Genomic DNA, 15771 nt, shown 5'->3' with positions numbered 1-15771 from the left:
ATTTTATGATGACTTAGACGGCATCTGCTTTTTCGTTTTTTTCTTCGCCACTTCAGACGAAGCCGGTTCAGTGACTTGCCCCGTCTGTTGAAAGCGATGAAGCATCAATACTTGATAGGCATTCGCGAACACTAATGTTGCAAGGGCCGGCCAGAGTAATGGAATTTCATCCGTTGTTTGAAGGGCCGGAATCCATTCAATCAAAGTAATGACGGTCATTAAGAAAAGTGTCGGGATGAAAGCACTCATATTCGTTTGTTTCGCTTTACTCGCAGCAACTACCCAAGCGACAATTAATAACACAAGCATCTCGCCGATATAACGCCACATGTGATCATTTCCAAATGCGAGCATCCGTAAATAAACGGCATCAAAGATCGCAAAGGCGATTAACAACACCTGGACGCGATTCCATAGACGTGGCCCTCGGAATAAATCAAGACCGACCCGATGGATGATCAAATAGGCGAAGAAGCCCATCATACTGATCCCGGTCCATGTGCTCGAGTAACTAAGCGCAGTGACAATTGCCTCCCAAGACTGACTGACTAAATAACCCGGGTTCGCTAACAAGTTCATAAGGAACCCGAACAACGTCCCAAAAACGAGCGTTGTCCAAAACAAACGTAAAAATCCTTGTACTTTCATCTCTCACCGATTCACCCTTCTATTTGTTTAATGACTGCTTGCGCTAACTCGTCATACGTATGCTCAAATGGATGACCATCCCGATAGACAGAAGGTGCGAAGTCCTCTTCATTGTCATACGGTTGGCCAAGCGGAATTTGAGCAAGCAACTTACTCTTCAGTGCTTCTGATAGTTTTTCTCCACCACCATAACCGAATACGTATTCTTTTTCGCCTGTCAGTTTACTTTCGAAATAAGCCATGTTCTCAATGATACCTAGTAGTTTATGGTTCGTTTTAATCGCCATTGCCCCAGCACGAGCAGCAACGAAAGCAGCTGTCGCGTGAGGTGTCGTCACAATCAACTCCTGGCATGATGGGAGCATCGAATGGATATCAAGTGCGACATCCCCCGTTCCTGGCGGTAAGTCGAGCAATAGATAGTCTAGGTCGCCCCACTCGACGTCATTGAAGAAGTTATTTAACATTTTTCCGAGCATCGGTCCACGCCAGATAACGGGTGCATTGTCTTCAACGAAAAAGCCCATTGAAATGACCTTCACACCGAAACGCTCGACTGGAATGATCTTTTCGCCGCGAACAACTGGTCGTTCTTCGATGCCAAGCATATCCGGAACACTAAATCCGTAAATGTCCGCATCGATCAATCCAACCTTCTTGCCCGCTCGCGCAAGCGCGACCGCTAAGTTGACAGACACTGTAGATTTCCCTACGCCACCCTTACCTGAAGCGATGGCGATAAATGTCGTCCCTGAATTCTCACGAAGAATCGCCGGCTTTGTCGCTTCCTTCAAACTTTCGTCGTTCAATGCTTCAAAGCGAAGTCCAACCGTCTTAAAGCCTTTCCCCTTGAGCAATGTGACAATCTCTTGTTGTAATTGAAGCTGTTCCCCGCTCCCTGTTTGTCCGAGTGCCACTTTTACACTGACATAATCTTCTTTAATGCGGATGTCTTTTACCCCCGCTGTATCTCCAAGCGTTCGGTTGATCGTTGGATCAACGAGCCCCGCCAATTCCTCGCGTACTTGCTCTACTGTAAGCATATCGCTTCCCCCTTCTAACTGTTTCGATATCAGTATATCAAAAAAAGCGTTTTCTTGACGGCTTCGGAATCGACTATTTCAAACAAAAAACTCTCCACCCGAAAGGATGGAGAGTTCGAACCACACCGCGAAGATTAACGCTTCGAGAATTGTGGTGCGCGACGTGCTGCTTTAAGACCGTATTTTTTACGTTCTTTCATACGAGCGTCACGAGTTAAGAAGCCTTTTTCTTTGAGGCTTGGACGGAATTCTGGGTCCGCTTGAAGAAGCGCACGTGATACACCGTGGCGAATCGCTCCAGCTTGTCCAGTATATCCACCACCGTTAACGTTAACGATTACATCGTATTTCCCTTCTGTTTCAGTCAATACGAGTGGTGATTTAGCCATCATGATCAAAGTCTCATGACCGAAGTATTCTGAGATATCGCGGCCATTTACAACAACTTTACCGTCACCTGCAACGAGGTGAACGCGAGCCACCGAGTGTTTGCGGCGGCCTGTTCCGTAGTAACGTACATCTGCCATCGTTTAGTTCCTCCCTGTGTCTCGATTAACCGCGAAGTTCGTAAACTTCTGGTTTTTGTGCTTCATGCTTGTGTTCAGTTCCAGCGTAAACGTGGAGTTTGTTGAATTGTTGACGACCGAGTGATCCTTTTGGAAGCATCCCTTTGATCGCGAGTTCAAGCATACGCTCTGGACGTTTTGCGAGAAGCTCTTTTGCAGTTTGTGATTTCAAGCCGCCTGGATGACCTGAATGACGGTAGTAGATCTTGTCATTCAACTTGTTACCAGTCAATTTGATTTTCTCAGCGTTGATGATGATGACGTGGTCTCCGCAATCAACGTGTGGTGTGAAAGTCGGCTTGTGCTTACCGCGAAGAAGTGAAGCTACTTCACTAGTCAAACGACCAAGTGTTTTGCCTTCTGCGTCGATAAGGAGCCATTTGCGTTCTACTTCAGATGCTTTAGCCATGAATGTTGTGCGCATGTGGAATACCTCCTAGAAATGTCTGTTCACTTAATTTTTTGATGCTTTATCATAATCCTAGTTTACGGGGCTAAGATTGTGGTTCATCTCTAAATTTGAAAATGAAATGCCAATGAATATAATACGATTTTATAGAAGGAATGTCAATCTACTTTTTCATAATTCACATTCCACAAATATAAACCATGCGGGGGCGCGGTTATTCCCGCCATACGGCGGTCTCTCGCCTCCAACATTTGTGCGATGTCGGCAGGCTCATACTTGCCTCGCCCTATCTCGATGACTGTCCCTACCATAATTCGCACTTGATTGTACAAAAAGCCAGAACCCACGAAACGAAATATGATCTCATCATCTACTTCTAACACTTCCGTTTCATAGATAGTACGAACACGATCCTCGACCTCCGCCTTCGTCACTGAGAACGAAGTGAAGTCATGTGTTCCTACTAACAGCTTCATTGCTTGACACATCGACTCTAGGTTTAGCGTGTAAGTAACGGTCGCAGCATAGTGTCGTCGAAACGGGTCCTCGGTCTTACGAATATAGTAGCGATATTCTTTTCGCTTGGCCCCGTAGCGAGCATGGAACAGAGCATCAGCCTCTTCAGCCTGTTTGACATGGATATCATCCGGCAACATCGCGTTTAGCGCTTTGACGAATCGTTCCGCAGGCATCTGTAGCGACGTATCAAAGTGAATCACTTGTCCTAAGGCATGGACGCCGGCGTCTGTACGACCTGAAGCGACGATTTTTACCGGTTGACGATGCATGCGTGCTAACACCGTCTCAATCTCAGCCTGAACCGTATTGCCGTTCGGTTGTACTTGATATCCCGCATAGTTGGTCCCGTCATAGGCAACTGTCAATTTAATTCGTCTCATCCAATCCCTCTCAATCCAAACAATATGAGTGTCAGTACGACAAAGATAAACAACACCATCGTGTCACGCGTATGCCACTCCATCTCGCGCAATCTCGTCCGTCCTTCACCCCCACGGTAGCCACGCGCTTCCATAGCTGTAGCGAGGTCCTCAGCACGCTTAAACGCTGAGATGAATAATGGGATTAGTAACGGAATAACTCCTTTCAATCGAGACTTCCATGGACCGCTCATCAAATCGACGCCCCGTGCTTGTTGCGCTTTCATAATGCGGTCCGTCTCGTCCGCAAGAGTCGGTAGGAAACGGAGCGAGATGGAGAGCATTAATGCAATCTCATGGGCAGGCACACGAATCCGTTCGAATGGCCGGAGACCAGCTTCAATCGAGTCGGTTAATTCCATCGGTGTCGTCGTCAATGTCACGAGCGTCGTCAACATGACGAGATAGAAGAATCGGAGCGAGACGATCAGGCCCATGCGAACCCCTTCCGAATAAATTGCAACCGGTCCGAATTCGAAGAGGAGGGTGCCGTCACGATTGAATAACAACTGCAAGACCAATGTGAAGACGATTAAAAATAAAATCATGCGTAGCCCGTTCCATAAGTAGCGCCACGATAACTGCGATAGTTTGACCACAAACAACGTGAAAGACAGCAGAAACAAGTTCGTCCATAAATTATCTGCTAAAAAGACGACCGGGATGAACCCTAAAATGAAGAGCGTCTTCGCACGTGCATCGAGTGAGTGGAGCCACGAATGTCCCGGTATATATTGACCGATAATCATGTCGCTCCCCCTTTCAACCGTTCCGCGACCCAATCCGCCAGTTCGCTCTCAGTGCGTACGAGTGGAATTACAGTTTCTCCAAAAGCCGGTGCCATATCGCGGGCGAATCGTAAAACGTGCGGGATGTCGAGCTGGAGACGTCGCACGAGCGTCTCGTCTTGGAACAGGTCAAACGGATCTCCGTCAAACGCCACCTCGCCGCGCTCCATCACCACGACGCGTTCCGCATAGGCGAGTACATCATCCATATCGTGCGAAACGAGAATAAGTGTCAGATTCAATTCTTCTCGTAACCGTTTGAATAAGGCAAGCATATCCCGTCTTCCAATCGGATCGAGACCTGCTGTCGGTTCATCGACGATAAGGACGTCAGGACGACTCGCCAAGACCCCTGCAATCGCAACACGGCGCATTTGTCCGCCCGAGAGATCAAATGGGGAACGTTCCCAAAGTGATTCATCCAAACCAACGAGGCGAAGGGCTTCATGGGCACGTTCTTTCGCTTCGGCATCTGTCGCGCCAAAATTGCGCGGACCGAACATGACGTCGCGTTCGACCGTCTCTTCAAACAATTGATGTTCGGGATATTGAAAGACGAGCCCAACGCGACGCCGAAGCGGCAAGAGATTCTGCTTTTTATCACGACGCGAACGAATCGGTGTGACGGTGATGTCATCGACTACCACACGCCCGTCTGTCGGTCGTAATAATCCGTTCATATGTTGAACAAGCGTCGATTTCCCTGAGCCTGTATGCCCAAGAAACGCAACAAGCGCTCCCGACGGAATGGTTACATTCACATCGCGCAGCGCGGTTCGTTCAAACGGAGTATTGATTTGATATTGATATGTTACTTCTTCAATGCGTATCGGCATAGATGGTTCACCAACTCCGAATGTTGTAGCATCAAACGATCGAGTGGAATGCCACGCTCCTTCAGTTCGAGTTGCATCCGAACGATAAACGGGACATCTAATTGGATGTCACGAAGCGCATCTGGATGTTGAAACACGTCTTCAGGTGTACCGGTCATCGCAATCTTACCTTTCGATAATGCAATGATACGGTCGGCAAACAACACTTCGTCGAGCTCGTGTGTAATAGCGACAACCGTCATCCCTTCCGAGACGAGCTGTCGTACCGTTTGTAATACCTCTTGTCGCCCGATTGGGTCGAGCATCGAGGTCGCTTCATCGAGCACGAGGACACGCGGGCGCATTGCGAGAGCCGCAGCTATCGCAACGCGCTGCTTTTGTCCACCGGATAACTGATGCGGTTCACGGTCCGCTAGTTCCGATAATCCAACGCGCGCTAGACTGTCATCAATTCGACGAACCATTTCTTGACGTGGAAGTCCCATGTTTTCGAGAGAAAATGCCACATCATCGCGCACGGTCGCCCCAACAAATTGATTGTCGGGATTTTGAAAGACGCCCCCAATCCGCGTCCGAACGTCCCACACGTCTGCGGCGTTCGACGGATCGAGTGTCTCGACGTGGACTTCCCCCTGTTCAGGAATGAGAAGTCCGTTCCACAATTTCGTCAGTGTCGACTTGCCAGAACCATTATGGCCGACAATCGCAAGCCATTCCCCTTTGTACACATCGAGCGATAGGCCGTTAAGTGCCGGCTCAGATTGTCCAGGGTAATGAAATACGACATCCCGTACCATAATTTGTGCTTCCATAGGTCGACTCCTTTCTTATGTGGAAACAGGGCACTACGTCACCGCATGCCCTGTCGACTGCCTAATGAATTAGACGAGTTCGATGATTACAACTTCTGCACCATCACCGCGGCGTGGGCCGACTTTCATGATGCGCGTGTATCCACCTTGACGTTCAGCGTAGCGTGGTGCCACGTCTTCGAACAATTTTTGGATAGCGTCTTTTTCTCCAGCGTTCTCTTTACGAACGAATGAAGCTACTTGACGACGGGCATGAAGATCGCCACGTTTCCCAAGAGTGATCAATTTTTCAACGACTGGGCGAAGTTCTTTCGCTTTTTGTTCAGTTGTTTGAATGCGCTCGTTGATGATTAGGTCAGTTGCAAGATCACGCAAAAGCGCCTTGCGTTGCGAGCTTGTACGGCCAAGTTTCGAATAAGCCATTACATTTCCCTCCTTCGGTTGAACTTAGTCTTCTTTACGCAAGCCCAAACCGAGTTCGTCCAACTTGTGTTGAACTTCTTCGAGTGATTTACGTCCGAGGTTACGAACTTTCATCATCTCTTCCTCTGATTTGTTTGCGAGTTCTTGAACAGTGTTGATGCCAGCGCGCTTCAAGCAGTTGTACGAACGAACTGAGAGATCGAGTTCTTCAATCGTCATTTCGAGTACTTTTTCTTTTTGGTCTTCTTCTTTCTCGACCATAATTTCTGCATTGAGAGCTTCATCTGTCAAACCAACGAAGATGTTCAAGTGTTCCGTCAAAATTTTAGCCCCTAATGATACAGCTTCTTCCGGACGAATTGAACCATCTGTCCACACGTCTAATAAAAGCTTATCGAAGCTAGCGTCTTGACCGACACGTGTTTTGTCTACTTCGTAGTTCACGCGTTGAATCGGTGTATAGATCGAATCGATTGGAATGACACCAATCGGCATATCATCACGTTTGTTATCTTCTGCCTGGACGTAACCACGACCACGGCGAGCAGTCAAACGCATGCGAAGCGTCGCATTGTCAGCGAGAGTCGCGATGTAGAGCTCAGGATTCAAGATTTCAACGTCGCTATCATGGGTAATGTCTGCCGCAGTGACAGCACCGGCACTTGAAACGTTAATCTCAAGCGTTTTCTCTTCTTCCGAGTACACTTTTAGTGCTAACTTCTTGAGGTTTAGTACGATTTGAGTGACGTCTTCGACGACACCGTCAATCGTAGAGAACTCGTGAAGCACGCCATCGATTTGAACCGCTGTTACCGCTGCACCTGGGAGCGATGACAATAGAATTCGACGTAGTGAGTTACCGAGAGTAGTGCCATATCCACGTTCAAGCGGTTCTACTACGAATTTACCAAACGTAGCGTCCTCGCTGATTTCGACCGTTTCGATCTTTGGTTTTTCAATCTCGATCATCTGAACCCCTCCTTGAGTATATCCTGCCGTGCAGTTTGAACTGCTAAAGTATATGCTGTCGTGCTAGGTAAACCCTTCACACGTTCAAGCGATTATACGCGGCGACGTTTCGGAGGGCGGCAACCGTTGTGCGGAACTGGAGTTACGTCACGGATTGCAGTAACTTCAAGACCAGTAGCTTGGAGTGCACGGATAGCCGCTTCACGTCCAGCACCAGGACCTTTAACGTTAACTTCTACTGTACGCATACCGTTGTCCATTGCAACTTTCGCTGCAGTTTCAGCAGCCAATTGTGCTGCGAATGGAGTCGATTTACGTGATCCTTTAAATCCAAGGTTACCAGAAGTAGCCCATGAGATCGCGTTACCTTGCGTGTCAGTGATTGTGATGATTGTGTTGTTGAATGTAGAACGGATGTGTACCACACCGACTTCAACATGTTTTTTAACTTTACGTTTAGAACGTACGTTTTGCTTACGTTTCGCCATTGTTCAATTCCCTCCTTTACTTCTTCTTGTTCGCTACTGTACGGCGTGGGCCTTTACGAGTACGCGAGTTGTTCTTCGTGTTTTGACCGCGAACAGGGAGACTACGGCGATGACGGATACCGCGGTATGCGCCGATCTCGATCAAACGTTTGATGTTAAGTGAAACTTCACGACGAAGGTCACCTTCAACTTTGATTCCGTCAATTGCTTCACGGATACGGTTGAGTTCATCTTCAGTAAGGTCGCGTGTGCGTGTCTCTTCAGAAACGTTAGCTGCCTTCAAAATTTCTTGTGCTTTTGTTTTACCAATACCATAGATGTATGTGAGCGAAATAACGATACGTTTTTCGCGTGGAATATCTACACCAGCAATACGTGCCATGTGTGCACCTCCTCTGAAATTAACCTTGTTTTTGTTTGTGTTTCGGGTTTTCGCAAATTACCATTACTTTACCCTTACGACGAATGACTTTACATTTTTCGCAAATCGGTTTTACCGACGGTCTTACTTTCATGAGTATACCCTCCTCCTGGAAAAATCGGAGTTACTTATAACGGTACGTAATCCGCCCGCGAGTCAAGTCGTATGGAGACAACTCAACAGTTACGCGGTCACCTGGAAGGATCCGAATGTAGTGCATCCGAATTTTCCCTGAGACGTGCGCGAGCACCGTGTGGCCGTTTTCTAACTCCACTTTAAACATTGCGTTCGGAAGTGGTTCGACAACAGTGCCTTCCACTTCAATGACATCTTGTTTCGCCATCATTTATTCCCCTTTCTATATGAAAATCTTTAGGAGCACAGACGATCTATTGCCATCTACTGTGAGAGAAGGATCCTTGACGGATCAGTATGGAACAATAGAGCCTCATTCACCGGAATCGAGTTTCGTTAAAATCTCGTATCCATCGTCTGTGATGGCGATGGTGTGCTCAAAGTGGGCGCACATGCTACCGTCCACTGTGACAACTGTCCAGTTATCAGTCAGTGTTCGAACATAGCGTTGACCAGCGTTCACCATTGGTTCAATGGCTAACGTCATCCCAGTCTTCAGGCGCGGCCCTTTCCCCGGTGGACCATAGTGTGGAATTTGCGGCTCTTCATGCAAATCTTGTCCAACACCATGACCGACGTATTCGCGGACGACAGAGAAATCATTTGATTCAACATATGCTTGAATCGCATGCGAAATATCTGTCAATCGCCCTCCAGCCTTGGCGTGCTCCAATCCTTTATACAGACTTTCTTCGGTTACGTCAAGTAGCCGCTGTGTCTCTTCTGAGATTGTTCCCACTGGATAAGTCCAAGCGGAATCTCCATGATATCCATTGTAGTAGGCACCGATATCGATTGAGATGATATCTCCATCTTTCAATACCCGTTTTCCTGGAATGCCATGAACAAGCTCTTCGTTCACCGAAGCACAAACACTACCGGTAAAACCGTTGTAGCCTTTGAACGATGGTGTCGCACCTTGGCTGCGAATGTAATCTTCCGCAATCCGGTCGAGCTCAAGCGTCGTGATTCCTGGTTTAATGTGCTGTTTGAGCACCTGGTGCGTTCGAGCAACAATTTGCCCAGCCTCACGCATAATCGCAATTTCACGAGGCGTCTTCGTGATGATCATTCAGTATCACCAAGTAATGCTTTGACATCGGCATACACGACATCGATTGGACGATCTCCATCCAATGTACGAAGATACCCTTTTTCAGCGTAAAAGTCAATGAGTGGTTTCGATTGCTCGATGTTGACTTCAAGGCGACGGCGAACCGTTTCCTCTTTATCGTCTTCACGTTGCATAAGAGCCGACCCATCCACATCACAGATGCCTTCCACTTTTGGTGGGTTGAAGATCACATGATATGTCGCGCCACACGTTGGGCAGATCCAACGACCTGTCAAGCGTGGAACGAGAATTTCCGCATCCACATCGATGTTGACGACGTGGTCAATCTGTTTCCCCAAATCTTTAAGCAAACTTTCGAGTGCCTCTGCTTGAGCAACAGTACGCGGGAATCCATCGAGTAAGAAACCTTTTTCTGTGTCATCTTGACTAAGACGTTCCCGTACGATTCCGATTGTTACCTCATCCGGTACGAGTTCACCTTTATCCATGAATGACTTAGCTTCTTTACCGAGTGGCGTTCCGCCTTTGATTGCCGCACGAAACATGTCGCCTGTCGAAATGTGAGGGATTTGGTACTCTTCTACAATTTTAGCAGCTTGAGTCCCTTTCCCAGCACCCGGTAAGCCCATGAGTACTAGATTCATCTCGGTTAGCCTCCAGTTTTGATTTTCACGAAGATCTCGTAAACACGACAGGAAGGAAGGGTTGACCCTTCCTTCCGCTTTAACGGATAAAGCCTTTATAGTGTCGTTTTACAAGTTGACTCTCGATTTGTTTCATCGTTTCGAGGGCTACCCCGATGACGATCAATAAGCTCGTTCCTCCGATTTGAACGGAAGTTGGAAGACCGGCAAGCTTAATGAAGATTGTCGGCATGATCGCCACGAACGATAAGAAAATCGCTCCGAAGAAAGTCAATCGATACAGCAACTTCGTGATGTACTGTTCTGTTTGCGCCCCAGGACGAATCCCAGGAATATAACCACCTTGCTTCTGCAAGTTTTCTGCCATCTGCTCTGGATTCACCTGAACAAATGTATAGAAGTAAGAGAACGCAATGATTAACGCAACATAAATCGACATTCCGATTGGCGCCGTCGTGTCAAAGTACGTTTGTAATTTTTGCGTTGTCTCTGGAGAAGCAATGAAGCTTGCAACAGTTGGCGGTGTTACCATGAAGGAAATCGCGAAGATTACCGGGATAACACCTGCTGCGTTTAGCTTGATTGGCAAGTGCGTCGACTGTCCGCCCACTGGGGTACGGTTTGCCGTGCGTTTTGCATATTGGATTGGGATTTTGCGTGCCGCTTGTTGAACATAAATGATCCCAACCGTCACGGCCAAAATCACAAGGGCCAATACAACCAAGTAAACGATATTAATGAACAATGCATCTCCAGCGTTTTGGAGTTTTGTTTCATAAACCTGCGTAAAGATTCTTGGGAACCCGGCGACGATACCCGCGAAGATGATGATGGAAATACCATTCCCAACACCTTTCTCCGTTGTCATTTCACCAAGGAACATCAAGAACGCTGTACCCGCAGTGAGTACAATCGCGATCACAAAGTAAGTTGCCGTTCCCCATGTCTCATTGACGAGACCTGGGTACAGGCGGTTAAATCCAAACGACAATGATGTCGCTTGAACAAAGCCTAAGATGATCGTCCCATAGCGCGTGACCGTCGCTAACTTTTTACGGCCCGCCTCTCCTTGTTTGGCCCATTCGGCAAACTTTGGAACGACGTCCATTTGTAAAAGTTGCACAACGATCGATGCCGTGATGTACGGCATGATCCCCATTGCGAACAAGGAGAAGTTCTGTAAAGCATTTCCTCCAAACAAGTTCAAGAAGTCAAGAAGACCTCCTGAGTCAAAACGCAACACATCCGTATTCACCATCGGCACCGGGATATGAGCCCCGATGCGGAAAATGATGATGATTGCGAGTGTGAAGAGAATACGCTGTCGAATATCTTTCACGCGCCACATATTGGAGATCGTCTGAAACATCAGATCACCTCAACTGTACCGCCAGCTGCTTCGATCGCTTCTTTCGCTGCACCCGAGAACTTGTTGGCTTTTACAGTCAATTTAGTTTCAAGCTTGCCGTTGGCAAGAACTTTGATTCCGTCTTTAGCAGAGCTGACAACACCAGTCTCAATTAAGAGTTCTGGAGTAACTTCAGTACCTGCTTCGAAACGGTTAAGCGTGTCTAGGGAAACAACCGCATACTCTTTACGAGTTGGGTTGTTGAAACCGCGTTTTGGAAGACGACGGTAAAGTGGATTTTGTCCACCTTCAAATCCTGGACGAACGCCACCGCCCGAACGAGCTTTTTGACCTTTGTGTCCACGACCAGAAGTTTTACCGTTACCAGTCGCCATTCCGCGACCGACACGGTTACGTTCGTGACGTGAACCTGGAGTTGGCTTCAATTCATGGAGTTTCATAGTGGCACCTCCTTATTTATTAAAATCTTTATTATTCGTTGATTTCTTTTACAGTCACAAGGTGCGACACTTTGTTGATCATACCGCGCATCGCGACGTTGTCAGGGACAACGACCGTTTGATGCATTTTACGAAGACCGAGTGTACGTACAGTAACACGCTGACCTTCCGGACGACCAATAGTGCTGCGTGTGAGGGTGATTGCGAGTTTCGCCATGTCTAGTTCCCTCCCTTAGTTAAGAAGTTCTTCTACGCTTTTACCACGTAGTTTAGCAACTTCCTCTGCTTTTTTGAGCTCTGTCAAGCCTTGAACCGTCGCACGGACGATGTTGATCGGTGTGTTTGAACCTAACGATTTCGAAAGGATGTCACCTACACCTGCAAGTTCGAGCACCGCACGAACTGGACCACCAGCGATAACCCCAGTACCTTCAGAAGCTGGTTTCATGAATACACGACCTGCTCCGAATACTCCTGTGATTTCGTGTGGAATTGTTGTACCAACCATAGGTACTTGTACCATGTTTTTCTTAGCGGCTTCAATAGCCTTGCGAATCGCTTCTGGCACCTCTTGTGCCTTACCTGTACCGAAACCGACGTGACCATTTTTGTCACCTACGACTACGAGAGCAGCAAAACGGAAGCGGCGGCCACCTTTTACGACTTTCGCGACGCGGTTTACGGTAACAACGCGTTCTTCAAGTTGTTCCATGTTAACGTCTAACTGGCGCATCGAGTGTCCCCTCCTTTTTATTAGAATTTAAGACCTGCTTCACGAGCTGCTTCTGCAACAGCTTTGACGCGGCCATGATAGAGGTATCCACCACGGTCGAACACAACTGTGTCGATACCTTTCTCGAGTGCACGTTCTGCAGCAAGTTTACCAACAGCTTTCGCTGCTTCAACGTTACCGCCATTTGTAAGATCGAGAGCTTTATCTTTCGAAGATGCAGACACAAGCGTTGTTTGTGCCGCGTCATCGATAAGTTGAACGTAAATGTGTTTGCTCGAACGGAATACGTTCAAACGTGGACGAGCTGCCGTCCCCGTGATCGTACGACGTACGCGAGCATGACGCTTTTTACGAACTGCATTTTTATCTGCTTTTGTGATCATTTATGCCACTCCTTTCCGTTCATTTCGTGACGAATTACTTACCAGTCTTACCTTCTTTACGGCGAATACGTTCATCAGAGTAACGAACACCTTTACCTTTGTAAGGTTCTGGAGCACGGTACGAGCGGATTTGAGCAGCAACGTGACCGACGCGCTCTTTGTTAATCCCTTTTACGATGATTTGCGTGTTTGAAGGAACTTCGATTTCGATACCTTCCTCAGCAACGTACTCGATTGGGTGCGAGTAACCGAGGTTGAGGACGAGTTTGTTACCTTGCTTCGTAGCACGGTAACCAACCCCCGAGATCTCAAGTGTTTTTTGGAATCCGTTCGACACACCTTGTACCATGTTGGCAATAAGGGCACGTGTCGTACCGTGAATTGTGCGGCTTTCTTTCGATTCGTCTGGACGAACAACCGTCAATTCGTTCTCTTCAATTTTGATTTCCAATGCCGGGTTAGCTGAAAGCGAAAGTTCACCTTTAGCACCTTTTACTGTGACCGTGTTGTCATTAGCAACTGTTACAGTAACGCCAGCAGGAATCGTAACTGGTTTTTTACCAATACGTGACATTGATTACACCTCCGTTCTTGTTAGAAAAGTGACTTACCAGATGTAGGCGAGCACTTCGCCGCCGACTTGTTGTTGGCGAGCTTCTTTATCAGTCATGAGACCTTTAGATGTCGAAAGAACTGCGATTCCGAGTCCTCCGAGTACTTTTGGTACTTCATCAGCTTTTGCGTATACACGAAGACCTGGTTTCGAAATACGTTTGAGACCAGTGATTACACGTTCGTTGCTTGCTCCATATTTAAGGAAAAGACGAAGTGTACCTTGTTTAGCGTCCTCGATATATTCAACATCGCGAATGAAACCTTCACGCTTAAGGATTTCAGCGATCTCACGTTTAATGTTCGAAGCTGGGAGCTCCATTTTTTCATGGCGAACCATGTTAGCGTTACGGATACGTGTAAGCATATCTGCAATAGGGTCTGTCATTACCATGCGATGTACCTCCTTTCACACTGTTAGTGGATTACCAGCTTGCTTTTTTAACACCAGGGATTTGACCTTTGTATGCAAGATCACGGAACTTGATACGGCTGATCCCGAATTTACCCATGTAACCATGCGGACGACCTGTGATGCTGCAACGGTTGTGCAAGCGTACAGGTGACGAGTTACGTGGCAATTTGCTGAGTCCGATATAATCGCCTTCAGCTTTCAACTTCGCACGCTTTTCAGCGTACTGGGCAACGAGTTTCTCGCGTTTAAGTTCGCGATTCACCATTGACTTTTTAGCCATGTTGTCGACCTCCCTTTAGATTATTTTTGGAATGGCATACCGAGAAGTGTGAGTAATTCACGTGCTTCTTCGTCTGTGTTAGCTGTTGTAACAACAACGATGTCCATACCGCGTACTTTAGATACTTTATCGTAATCGATCTCAGGGAAAATAAGTTGCTCTTTCACGCCAAGCGTGTAGTTACCGCGTCCGTCGAATGCTTTCTTCGATACACCGCGGAAGTCACGTACACGTGGAAGTGAAACAGTTACCAATTTGTCGAGGAAATCGTACATACGCTCGCCACGAAGTGTAACCTTCGCACCGATTGGCATACCTTCACGAAGCTTGAAACCAGCGATTGATTTCTTCGCTTTCGTTACGAGTGGTTTTTGACCAGAAAGAATTGATAATTCTTCCACTGCCATGTCAAGTGCTTTCGAGTTCGAAACAGCATCACCTACACCCATGTTGATGACGATCTTTTCGATTTTTGGTACTTGCATGACTGAGTCATAGTTGAATTTATCCATCATCGCTTTCACGATGTCGCTTTTATACTTCTCTTGCAAACGGTTCATAGTCGAATGGACCTCCTTTCGTCACGTTCTTCTTATTTATCGAGTACTTCGCCCGATTTCGCGACACGAACTTTTTTACCATCGACTACTTTGAAACCAACACGAGTTGGTTTGCCAGTTTTAGGGTCGAGTGGCATTACGTTCGAGACGTGAATTGGTGCTTCGATCTCAAGGATCCCGCCTTGTGGATTCGCTTGTGATGGTTTCGCGTGTTTTTTCATCACGTTTACACCTTCAACCAATACGCGGTTCTTGCTTGGCATAGCTTTGAGGATAACCCCTTGCTTGCCTTTATCTTTACCAGACATTACCTGGACTGTATCGCCTTTTTTAACATGCATCGTTTGCGCACCTCCTTATAGGATTGAAATTGGAAATTAAAGTACTTCCGGTGCCAACGAAACGATCTTCATGAATTCTTTTTCACGAAGTTCACGTGCAACTGGCCCGAAGATCCGTGTGCCGCGTGGGCTCTTGTCATCTTTGATAATGACTGCTGCGTTCTCATCGAAACGGATGTACGAACCATCTTTACGACGAGCGCCGCGTTTTGTACGAACGACAACTGCTCTGACAACGTCACCTTTTTTAACAACGCCACCTGGTGTTGCTTGTTTTACCGTTGCGACGATAACGTCACCGATGTTTGCAGTCTTACGACCAGAACCACCGAGAACCTTAATTGTCAACAGTTCACGCGCGCCAGAGTTGTCTGCTACTTTCAAGCGAGATTCTTGTTGAATCATGCGAGTGTACCTCCCTCCGGATGTTTAATAAATCCGAA

Annotated in this window: 27 protein-coding genes; all 27 read right to left on the bottom strand. The window is 47.3% G+C overall.

What is annotated here, in order from left to right:
* Window positions 1-3 precede the first annotated feature (3 nt).
* The gene (locus tag P400_RS0103335; protein ID WP_235181820.1) at window positions 4-624 is read right to left on the bottom strand and encodes a KinB-signaling pathway activation protein; all 621 of its coding nucleotides are present in this window, start codon (window positions 622-624) and stop codon (window positions 4-6) included.
* A 35-nt stretch (window positions 625-659) separates the two neighbouring features.
* On the bottom strand, window positions 660-1691 hold the full coding sequence (locus tag P400_RS0103330) for a P-loop NTPase (protein WP_026824853.1): 1032 nt from the start codon (window positions 1689-1691) through the stop codon (window positions 660-662).
* 134 nt (window positions 1692-1825) lie between these two features.
* On the bottom strand, window positions 1826-2218 hold the full coding sequence (gene rpsI, locus P400_RS0103325; RefSeq protein ID WP_012727644.1) for a 30S ribosomal protein S9: 393 nt from the start codon (window positions 2216-2218) through the stop codon (window positions 1826-1828).
* A 25-nt stretch (window positions 2219-2243) separates the two neighbouring features.
* Entirely contained in the window at window positions 2244-2681 is a 438-nt protein-coding gene (gene rplM / locus P400_RS0103320; protein ID WP_026824852.1) for a 50S ribosomal protein L13, read from the bottom strand.
* A gap of 143 nt (window positions 2682-2824) precedes the next feature.
* Window positions 2825-3565, bottom strand: a complete 741-nt coding sequence (gene truA / locus P400_RS0103315; RefSeq protein WP_026824851.1) for a tRNA pseudouridine(38-40) synthase TruA — start codon at window positions 3563-3565, stop codon at window positions 2825-2827.
* Window positions 3562-4353, bottom strand: coding sequence for an energy-coupling factor transporter transmembrane component T family protein (locus P400_RS0103310; RefSeq protein ID WP_026824850.1), 792 nt, complete (start codon window positions 4351-4353; stop codon window positions 3562-3564). The genes truA and P400_RS0103310 overlap by 4 nt, the downstream gene beginning before the upstream one ends.
* Window positions 4350-5228, bottom strand: coding sequence for an energy-coupling factor transporter ATPase (locus tag P400_RS0103305; protein WP_026824849.1), 879 nt, complete (start codon window positions 5226-5228; stop codon window positions 4350-4352). Before P400_RS0103305 ends, P400_RS0103310 begins: the two co-directional genes overlap by 4 nt.
* Window positions 5204-6040: an energy-coupling factor transporter ATPase gene (locus P400_RS0103300; protein WP_026824848.1), complete on the bottom strand. Its 837-nt coding sequence runs from the start codon at window positions 6038-6040 to the stop codon at window positions 5204-5206. The genes P400_RS0103305 and P400_RS0103300 overlap by 25 nt, the downstream gene beginning before the upstream one ends.
* Before the next feature lie 69 nt (window positions 6041-6109).
* Window positions 6110-6463, bottom strand: coding sequence for a 50S ribosomal protein L17 (gene rplQ / locus P400_RS0103295; protein ID WP_012727650.1), 354 nt, complete (start codon window positions 6461-6463; stop codon window positions 6110-6112).
* A 24-nt stretch (window positions 6464-6487) separates the two neighbouring features.
* Entirely contained in the window at window positions 6488-7432 is a 945-nt protein-coding gene (locus P400_RS0103290) for a DNA-directed RNA polymerase subunit alpha (protein ID WP_026824847.1), read from the bottom strand.
* A 92-nt stretch (window positions 7433-7524) separates the two neighbouring features.
* Window positions 7525-7920 carry a 30S ribosomal protein S11 gene (gene rpsK / locus P400_RS0103285; RefSeq protein WP_021066624.1) on the bottom strand — a complete coding sequence of 132 codons (396 nt, stop codon included), beginning with the start codon at window positions 7918-7920 and terminating at the stop codon, window positions 7525-7527.
* Window positions 7921-7936: 16 nt separating this feature from the next.
* The gene (rpsM, locus tag P400_RS0103280; protein ID WP_012727653.1) at window positions 7937-8302 is read right to left on the bottom strand and encodes a 30S ribosomal protein S13; all 366 of its coding nucleotides are present in this window, start codon (window positions 8300-8302) and stop codon (window positions 7937-7939) included.
* A 19-nt stretch (window positions 8303-8321) separates the two neighbouring features.
* Window positions 8322-8435 (bottom strand): 50S ribosomal protein L36, encoded by a 114-nt coding sequence (gene rpmJ / locus P400_RS0103275; protein ID WP_003156543.1) that lies wholly within the window; start codon window positions 8433-8435, stop codon window positions 8322-8324.
* Between the two features lie 30 nt (window positions 8436-8465).
* A complete protein-coding gene (gene infA, locus P400_RS0103270; protein ID WP_021066622.1) occupies window positions 8466-8684 on the bottom strand; it encodes a translation initiation factor IF-1 in 219 nt (72 codons plus the stop codon).
* A 105-nt stretch (window positions 8685-8789) separates the two neighbouring features.
* Entirely contained in the window at window positions 8790-9548 is a 759-nt protein-coding gene (map, locus tag P400_RS0103265) for a type I methionyl aminopeptidase (RefSeq protein ID WP_026824846.1), read from the bottom strand.
* Window positions 9545-10195, bottom strand: coding sequence for an adenylate kinase (locus P400_RS0103260; RefSeq protein ID WP_026824845.1), 651 nt, complete (start codon window positions 10193-10195; stop codon window positions 9545-9547). Before P400_RS0103260 ends, map begins: the two co-directional genes overlap by 4 nt.
* A gap of 79 nt (window positions 10196-10274) precedes the next feature.
* Window positions 10275-11564 (bottom strand): preprotein translocase subunit SecY, encoded by a 1290-nt coding sequence (gene secY, locus P400_RS0103255; protein WP_026824844.1) that lies wholly within the window; start codon window positions 11562-11564, stop codon window positions 10275-10277.
* Window positions 11564-12004 carry a 50S ribosomal protein L15 gene (rplO, locus tag P400_RS0103250; RefSeq protein WP_012727658.1) on the bottom strand — a complete coding sequence of 147 codons (441 nt, stop codon included), beginning with the start codon at window positions 12002-12004 and terminating at the stop codon, window positions 11564-11566. The genes secY and rplO overlap by 1 nt, the downstream gene beginning before the upstream one ends.
* 31 nt (window positions 12005-12035) lie before the next feature.
* Window positions 12036-12221: a 50S ribosomal protein L30 gene (rpmD, locus tag P400_RS0103245; RefSeq protein ID WP_012727659.1), complete on the bottom strand. Its 186-nt coding sequence runs from the start codon at window positions 12219-12221 to the stop codon at window positions 12036-12038.
* Between the two features lie 15 nt (window positions 12222-12236).
* Window positions 12237-12737: a 30S ribosomal protein S5 gene (gene rpsE, locus P400_RS0103240; RefSeq protein ID WP_012727660.1), complete on the bottom strand. Its 501-nt coding sequence runs from the start codon at window positions 12735-12737 to the stop codon at window positions 12237-12239.
* Between the two features lie 20 nt (window positions 12738-12757).
* The gene (gene rplR, locus P400_RS0103235) at window positions 12758-13120 is read right to left on the bottom strand and encodes a 50S ribosomal protein L18 (protein WP_012727661.1); all 363 of its coding nucleotides are present in this window, start codon (window positions 13118-13120) and stop codon (window positions 12758-12760) included.
* Window positions 13121-13154: 34 nt separating this feature from the next.
* On the bottom strand, window positions 13155-13694 hold the full coding sequence (gene rplF / locus P400_RS0103230) for a 50S ribosomal protein L6 (protein WP_026824843.1): 540 nt from the start codon (window positions 13692-13694) through the stop codon (window positions 13155-13157).
* Window positions 13695-13727: 33 nt separating this feature from the next.
* On the bottom strand, window positions 13728-14126 hold the full coding sequence (gene rpsH, locus P400_RS0103225) for a 30S ribosomal protein S8 (RefSeq protein ID WP_026824842.1): 399 nt from the start codon (window positions 14124-14126) through the stop codon (window positions 13728-13730).
* A 31-nt stretch (window positions 14127-14157) separates the two neighbouring features.
* The gene (rpsN, locus tag P400_RS0103220; protein ID WP_012727664.1) at window positions 14158-14427 is read right to left on the bottom strand and encodes a 30S ribosomal protein S14; all 270 of its coding nucleotides are present in this window, start codon (window positions 14425-14427) and stop codon (window positions 14158-14160) included.
* A gap of 20 nt (window positions 14428-14447) precedes the next feature.
* A complete protein-coding gene (gene rplE, locus P400_RS0103215) occupies window positions 14448-14987 on the bottom strand; it encodes a 50S ribosomal protein L5 (RefSeq protein ID WP_026824841.1) in 540 nt (179 codons plus the stop codon).
* 32 nt (window positions 14988-15019) lie between these two features.
* Window positions 15020-15328 (bottom strand): 50S ribosomal protein L24, encoded by a 309-nt coding sequence (gene rplX, locus P400_RS0103210; RefSeq protein ID WP_026824840.1) that lies wholly within the window; start codon window positions 15326-15328, stop codon window positions 15020-15022.
* A 36-nt stretch (window positions 15329-15364) separates the two neighbouring features.
* Window positions 15365-15733, bottom strand: a complete 369-nt coding sequence (gene rplN, locus P400_RS0103205; RefSeq protein ID WP_026824839.1) for a 50S ribosomal protein L14 — start codon at window positions 15731-15733, stop codon at window positions 15365-15367.
* Between the last annotated feature and the right edge of the window lie 38 nt (window positions 15734-15771).

Origin of the sequence: Exiguobacterium marinum DSM 16307 (assembly GCF_000620845.1) — a bacterium.
Classification (GTDB): domain Bacteria; phylum Bacillota; class Bacilli; order Exiguobacteriales; family Exiguobacteriaceae; genus Exiguobacterium; species Exiguobacterium marinum.
This window is presented reverse-complemented; position numbering and strand designations above follow the sequence as displayed.

What these genes read in the sequence shown, in the direction of transcription:
- P400_RS0103330 (WP_026824853.1), bottom strand. Translation starts at nt 1,691, where the DNA reads ATGCTTACAGTAGAGCAAGTACGCGAGGAATTGGCGGGGCTCGTTGAT.
- rpsI (WP_012727644.1), bottom strand. Translation starts at nt 2,218, where the DNA reads ATGGCAGATGTACGTTACTACGGAACAGGCCGCCGCAAACACTCGGTG.
- rplM (WP_026824852.1), bottom strand. Translation starts at nt 2,681, where the DNA reads ATGCGCACAACATTCATGGCTAAAGCATCTGAAGTAGAACGCAAATGG.
- truA (WP_026824851.1), bottom strand. Translation starts at nt 3,565, where the DNA reads ATGAGACGAATTAAATTGACAGTTGCCTATGACGGGACCAACTATGCG.
- P400_RS0103310 (WP_026824850.1), bottom strand. Translation starts at nt 4,353, where the DNA reads ATGATTATCGGTCAATATATACCGGGACATTCGTGGCTCCACTCACTC.
- P400_RS0103305 (WP_026824849.1), bottom strand. Translation starts at nt 5,228, where the DNA reads ATGCCGATACGCATTGAAGAAGTAACATATCAATATCAAATCAATACT.
- P400_RS0103300 (WP_026824848.1), bottom strand. Translation starts at nt 6,040, where the DNA reads ATGGAAGCACAAATTATGGTACGGGATGTCGTATTTCATTACCCTGGA.
- rplQ (WP_012727650.1), bottom strand. Translation starts at nt 6,463, where the DNA reads ATGGCTTATTCGAAACTTGGCCGTACAAGCTCGCAACGCAAGGCGCTT.
- P400_RS0103290 (WP_026824847.1), bottom strand. Translation starts at nt 7,432, where the DNA reads ATGATCGAGATTGAAAAACCAAAGATCGAAACGGTCGAAATCAGCGAG.
- rpsK (WP_021066624.1), bottom strand. Translation starts at nt 7,920, where the DNA reads ATGGCGAAACGTAAGCAAAACGTACGTTCTAAACGTAAAGTTAAAAAA.
- rpsM (WP_012727653.1), bottom strand. Translation starts at nt 8,302, where the DNA reads ATGGCACGTATTGCTGGTGTAGATATTCCACGCGAAAAACGTATCGTT.
- rpmJ (WP_003156543.1), bottom strand. Translation starts at nt 8,435, where the DNA reads ATGAAAGTAAGACCGTCGGTAAAACCGATTTGCGAAAAATGTAAAGTC.
- infA (WP_021066622.1), bottom strand. Translation starts at nt 8,684, where the DNA reads ATGGCGAAACAAGATGTCATTGAAGTGGAAGGCACTGTTGTCGAACCA.
- map (WP_026824846.1), bottom strand. Translation starts at nt 9,548, where the DNA reads ATGATCATCACGAAGACGCCTCGTGAAATTGCGATTATGCGTGAGGCT.
- P400_RS0103260 (WP_026824845.1), bottom strand. Translation starts at nt 10,195, where the DNA reads ATGAATCTAGTACTCATGGGCTTACCGGGTGCTGGGAAAGGGACTCAA.
- secY (WP_026824844.1), bottom strand. Translation starts at nt 11,564, where the DNA reads ATGTTTCAGACGATCTCCAATATGTGGCGCGTGAAAGATATTCGACAG.
- rplO (WP_012727658.1), bottom strand. Translation starts at nt 12,004, where the DNA reads ATGAAACTCCATGAATTGAAGCCAACTCCAGGTTCACGTCACGAACGT.
- rpmD (WP_012727659.1), bottom strand. Translation starts at nt 12,221, where the DNA reads ATGGCGAAACTCGCAATCACCCTCACACGCAGCACTATTGGTCGTCCG.
- rpsE (WP_012727660.1), bottom strand. Translation starts at nt 12,737, where the DNA reads ATGCGCCAGTTAGACGTTAACATGGAACAACTTGAAGAACGCGTTGTT.
- rplR (WP_012727661.1), bottom strand. Translation starts at nt 13,120, where the DNA reads ATGATCACAAAAGCAGATAAAAATGCAGTTCGTAAAAAGCGTCATGCT.
- rplF (WP_026824843.1), bottom strand. Translation starts at nt 13,694, where the DNA reads ATGTCACGTATTGGTAAAAAACCAGTTACGATTCCTGCTGGCGTTACT.
- rpsH (WP_026824842.1), bottom strand. Translation starts at nt 14,126, where the DNA reads ATGGTAATGACAGACCCTATTGCAGATATGCTTACACGTATCCGTAAC.
- rpsN (WP_012727664.1), bottom strand. Translation starts at nt 14,427, where the DNA reads ATGGCTAAAAAGTCAATGGTGAATCGCGAACTTAAACGCGAGAAACTC.
- rplE (WP_026824841.1), bottom strand. Translation starts at nt 14,987, where the DNA reads ATGAACCGTTTGCAAGAGAAGTATAAAAGCGACATCGTGAAAGCGATG.
- rplX (WP_026824840.1), bottom strand. Translation starts at nt 15,328, where the DNA reads ATGCATGTTAAAAAAGGCGATACAGTCCAGGTAATGTCTGGTAAAGAT.
- rplN (WP_026824839.1), bottom strand. Translation starts at nt 15,733, where the DNA reads ATGATTCAACAAGAATCTCGCTTGAAAGTAGCAGACAACTCTGGCGCG.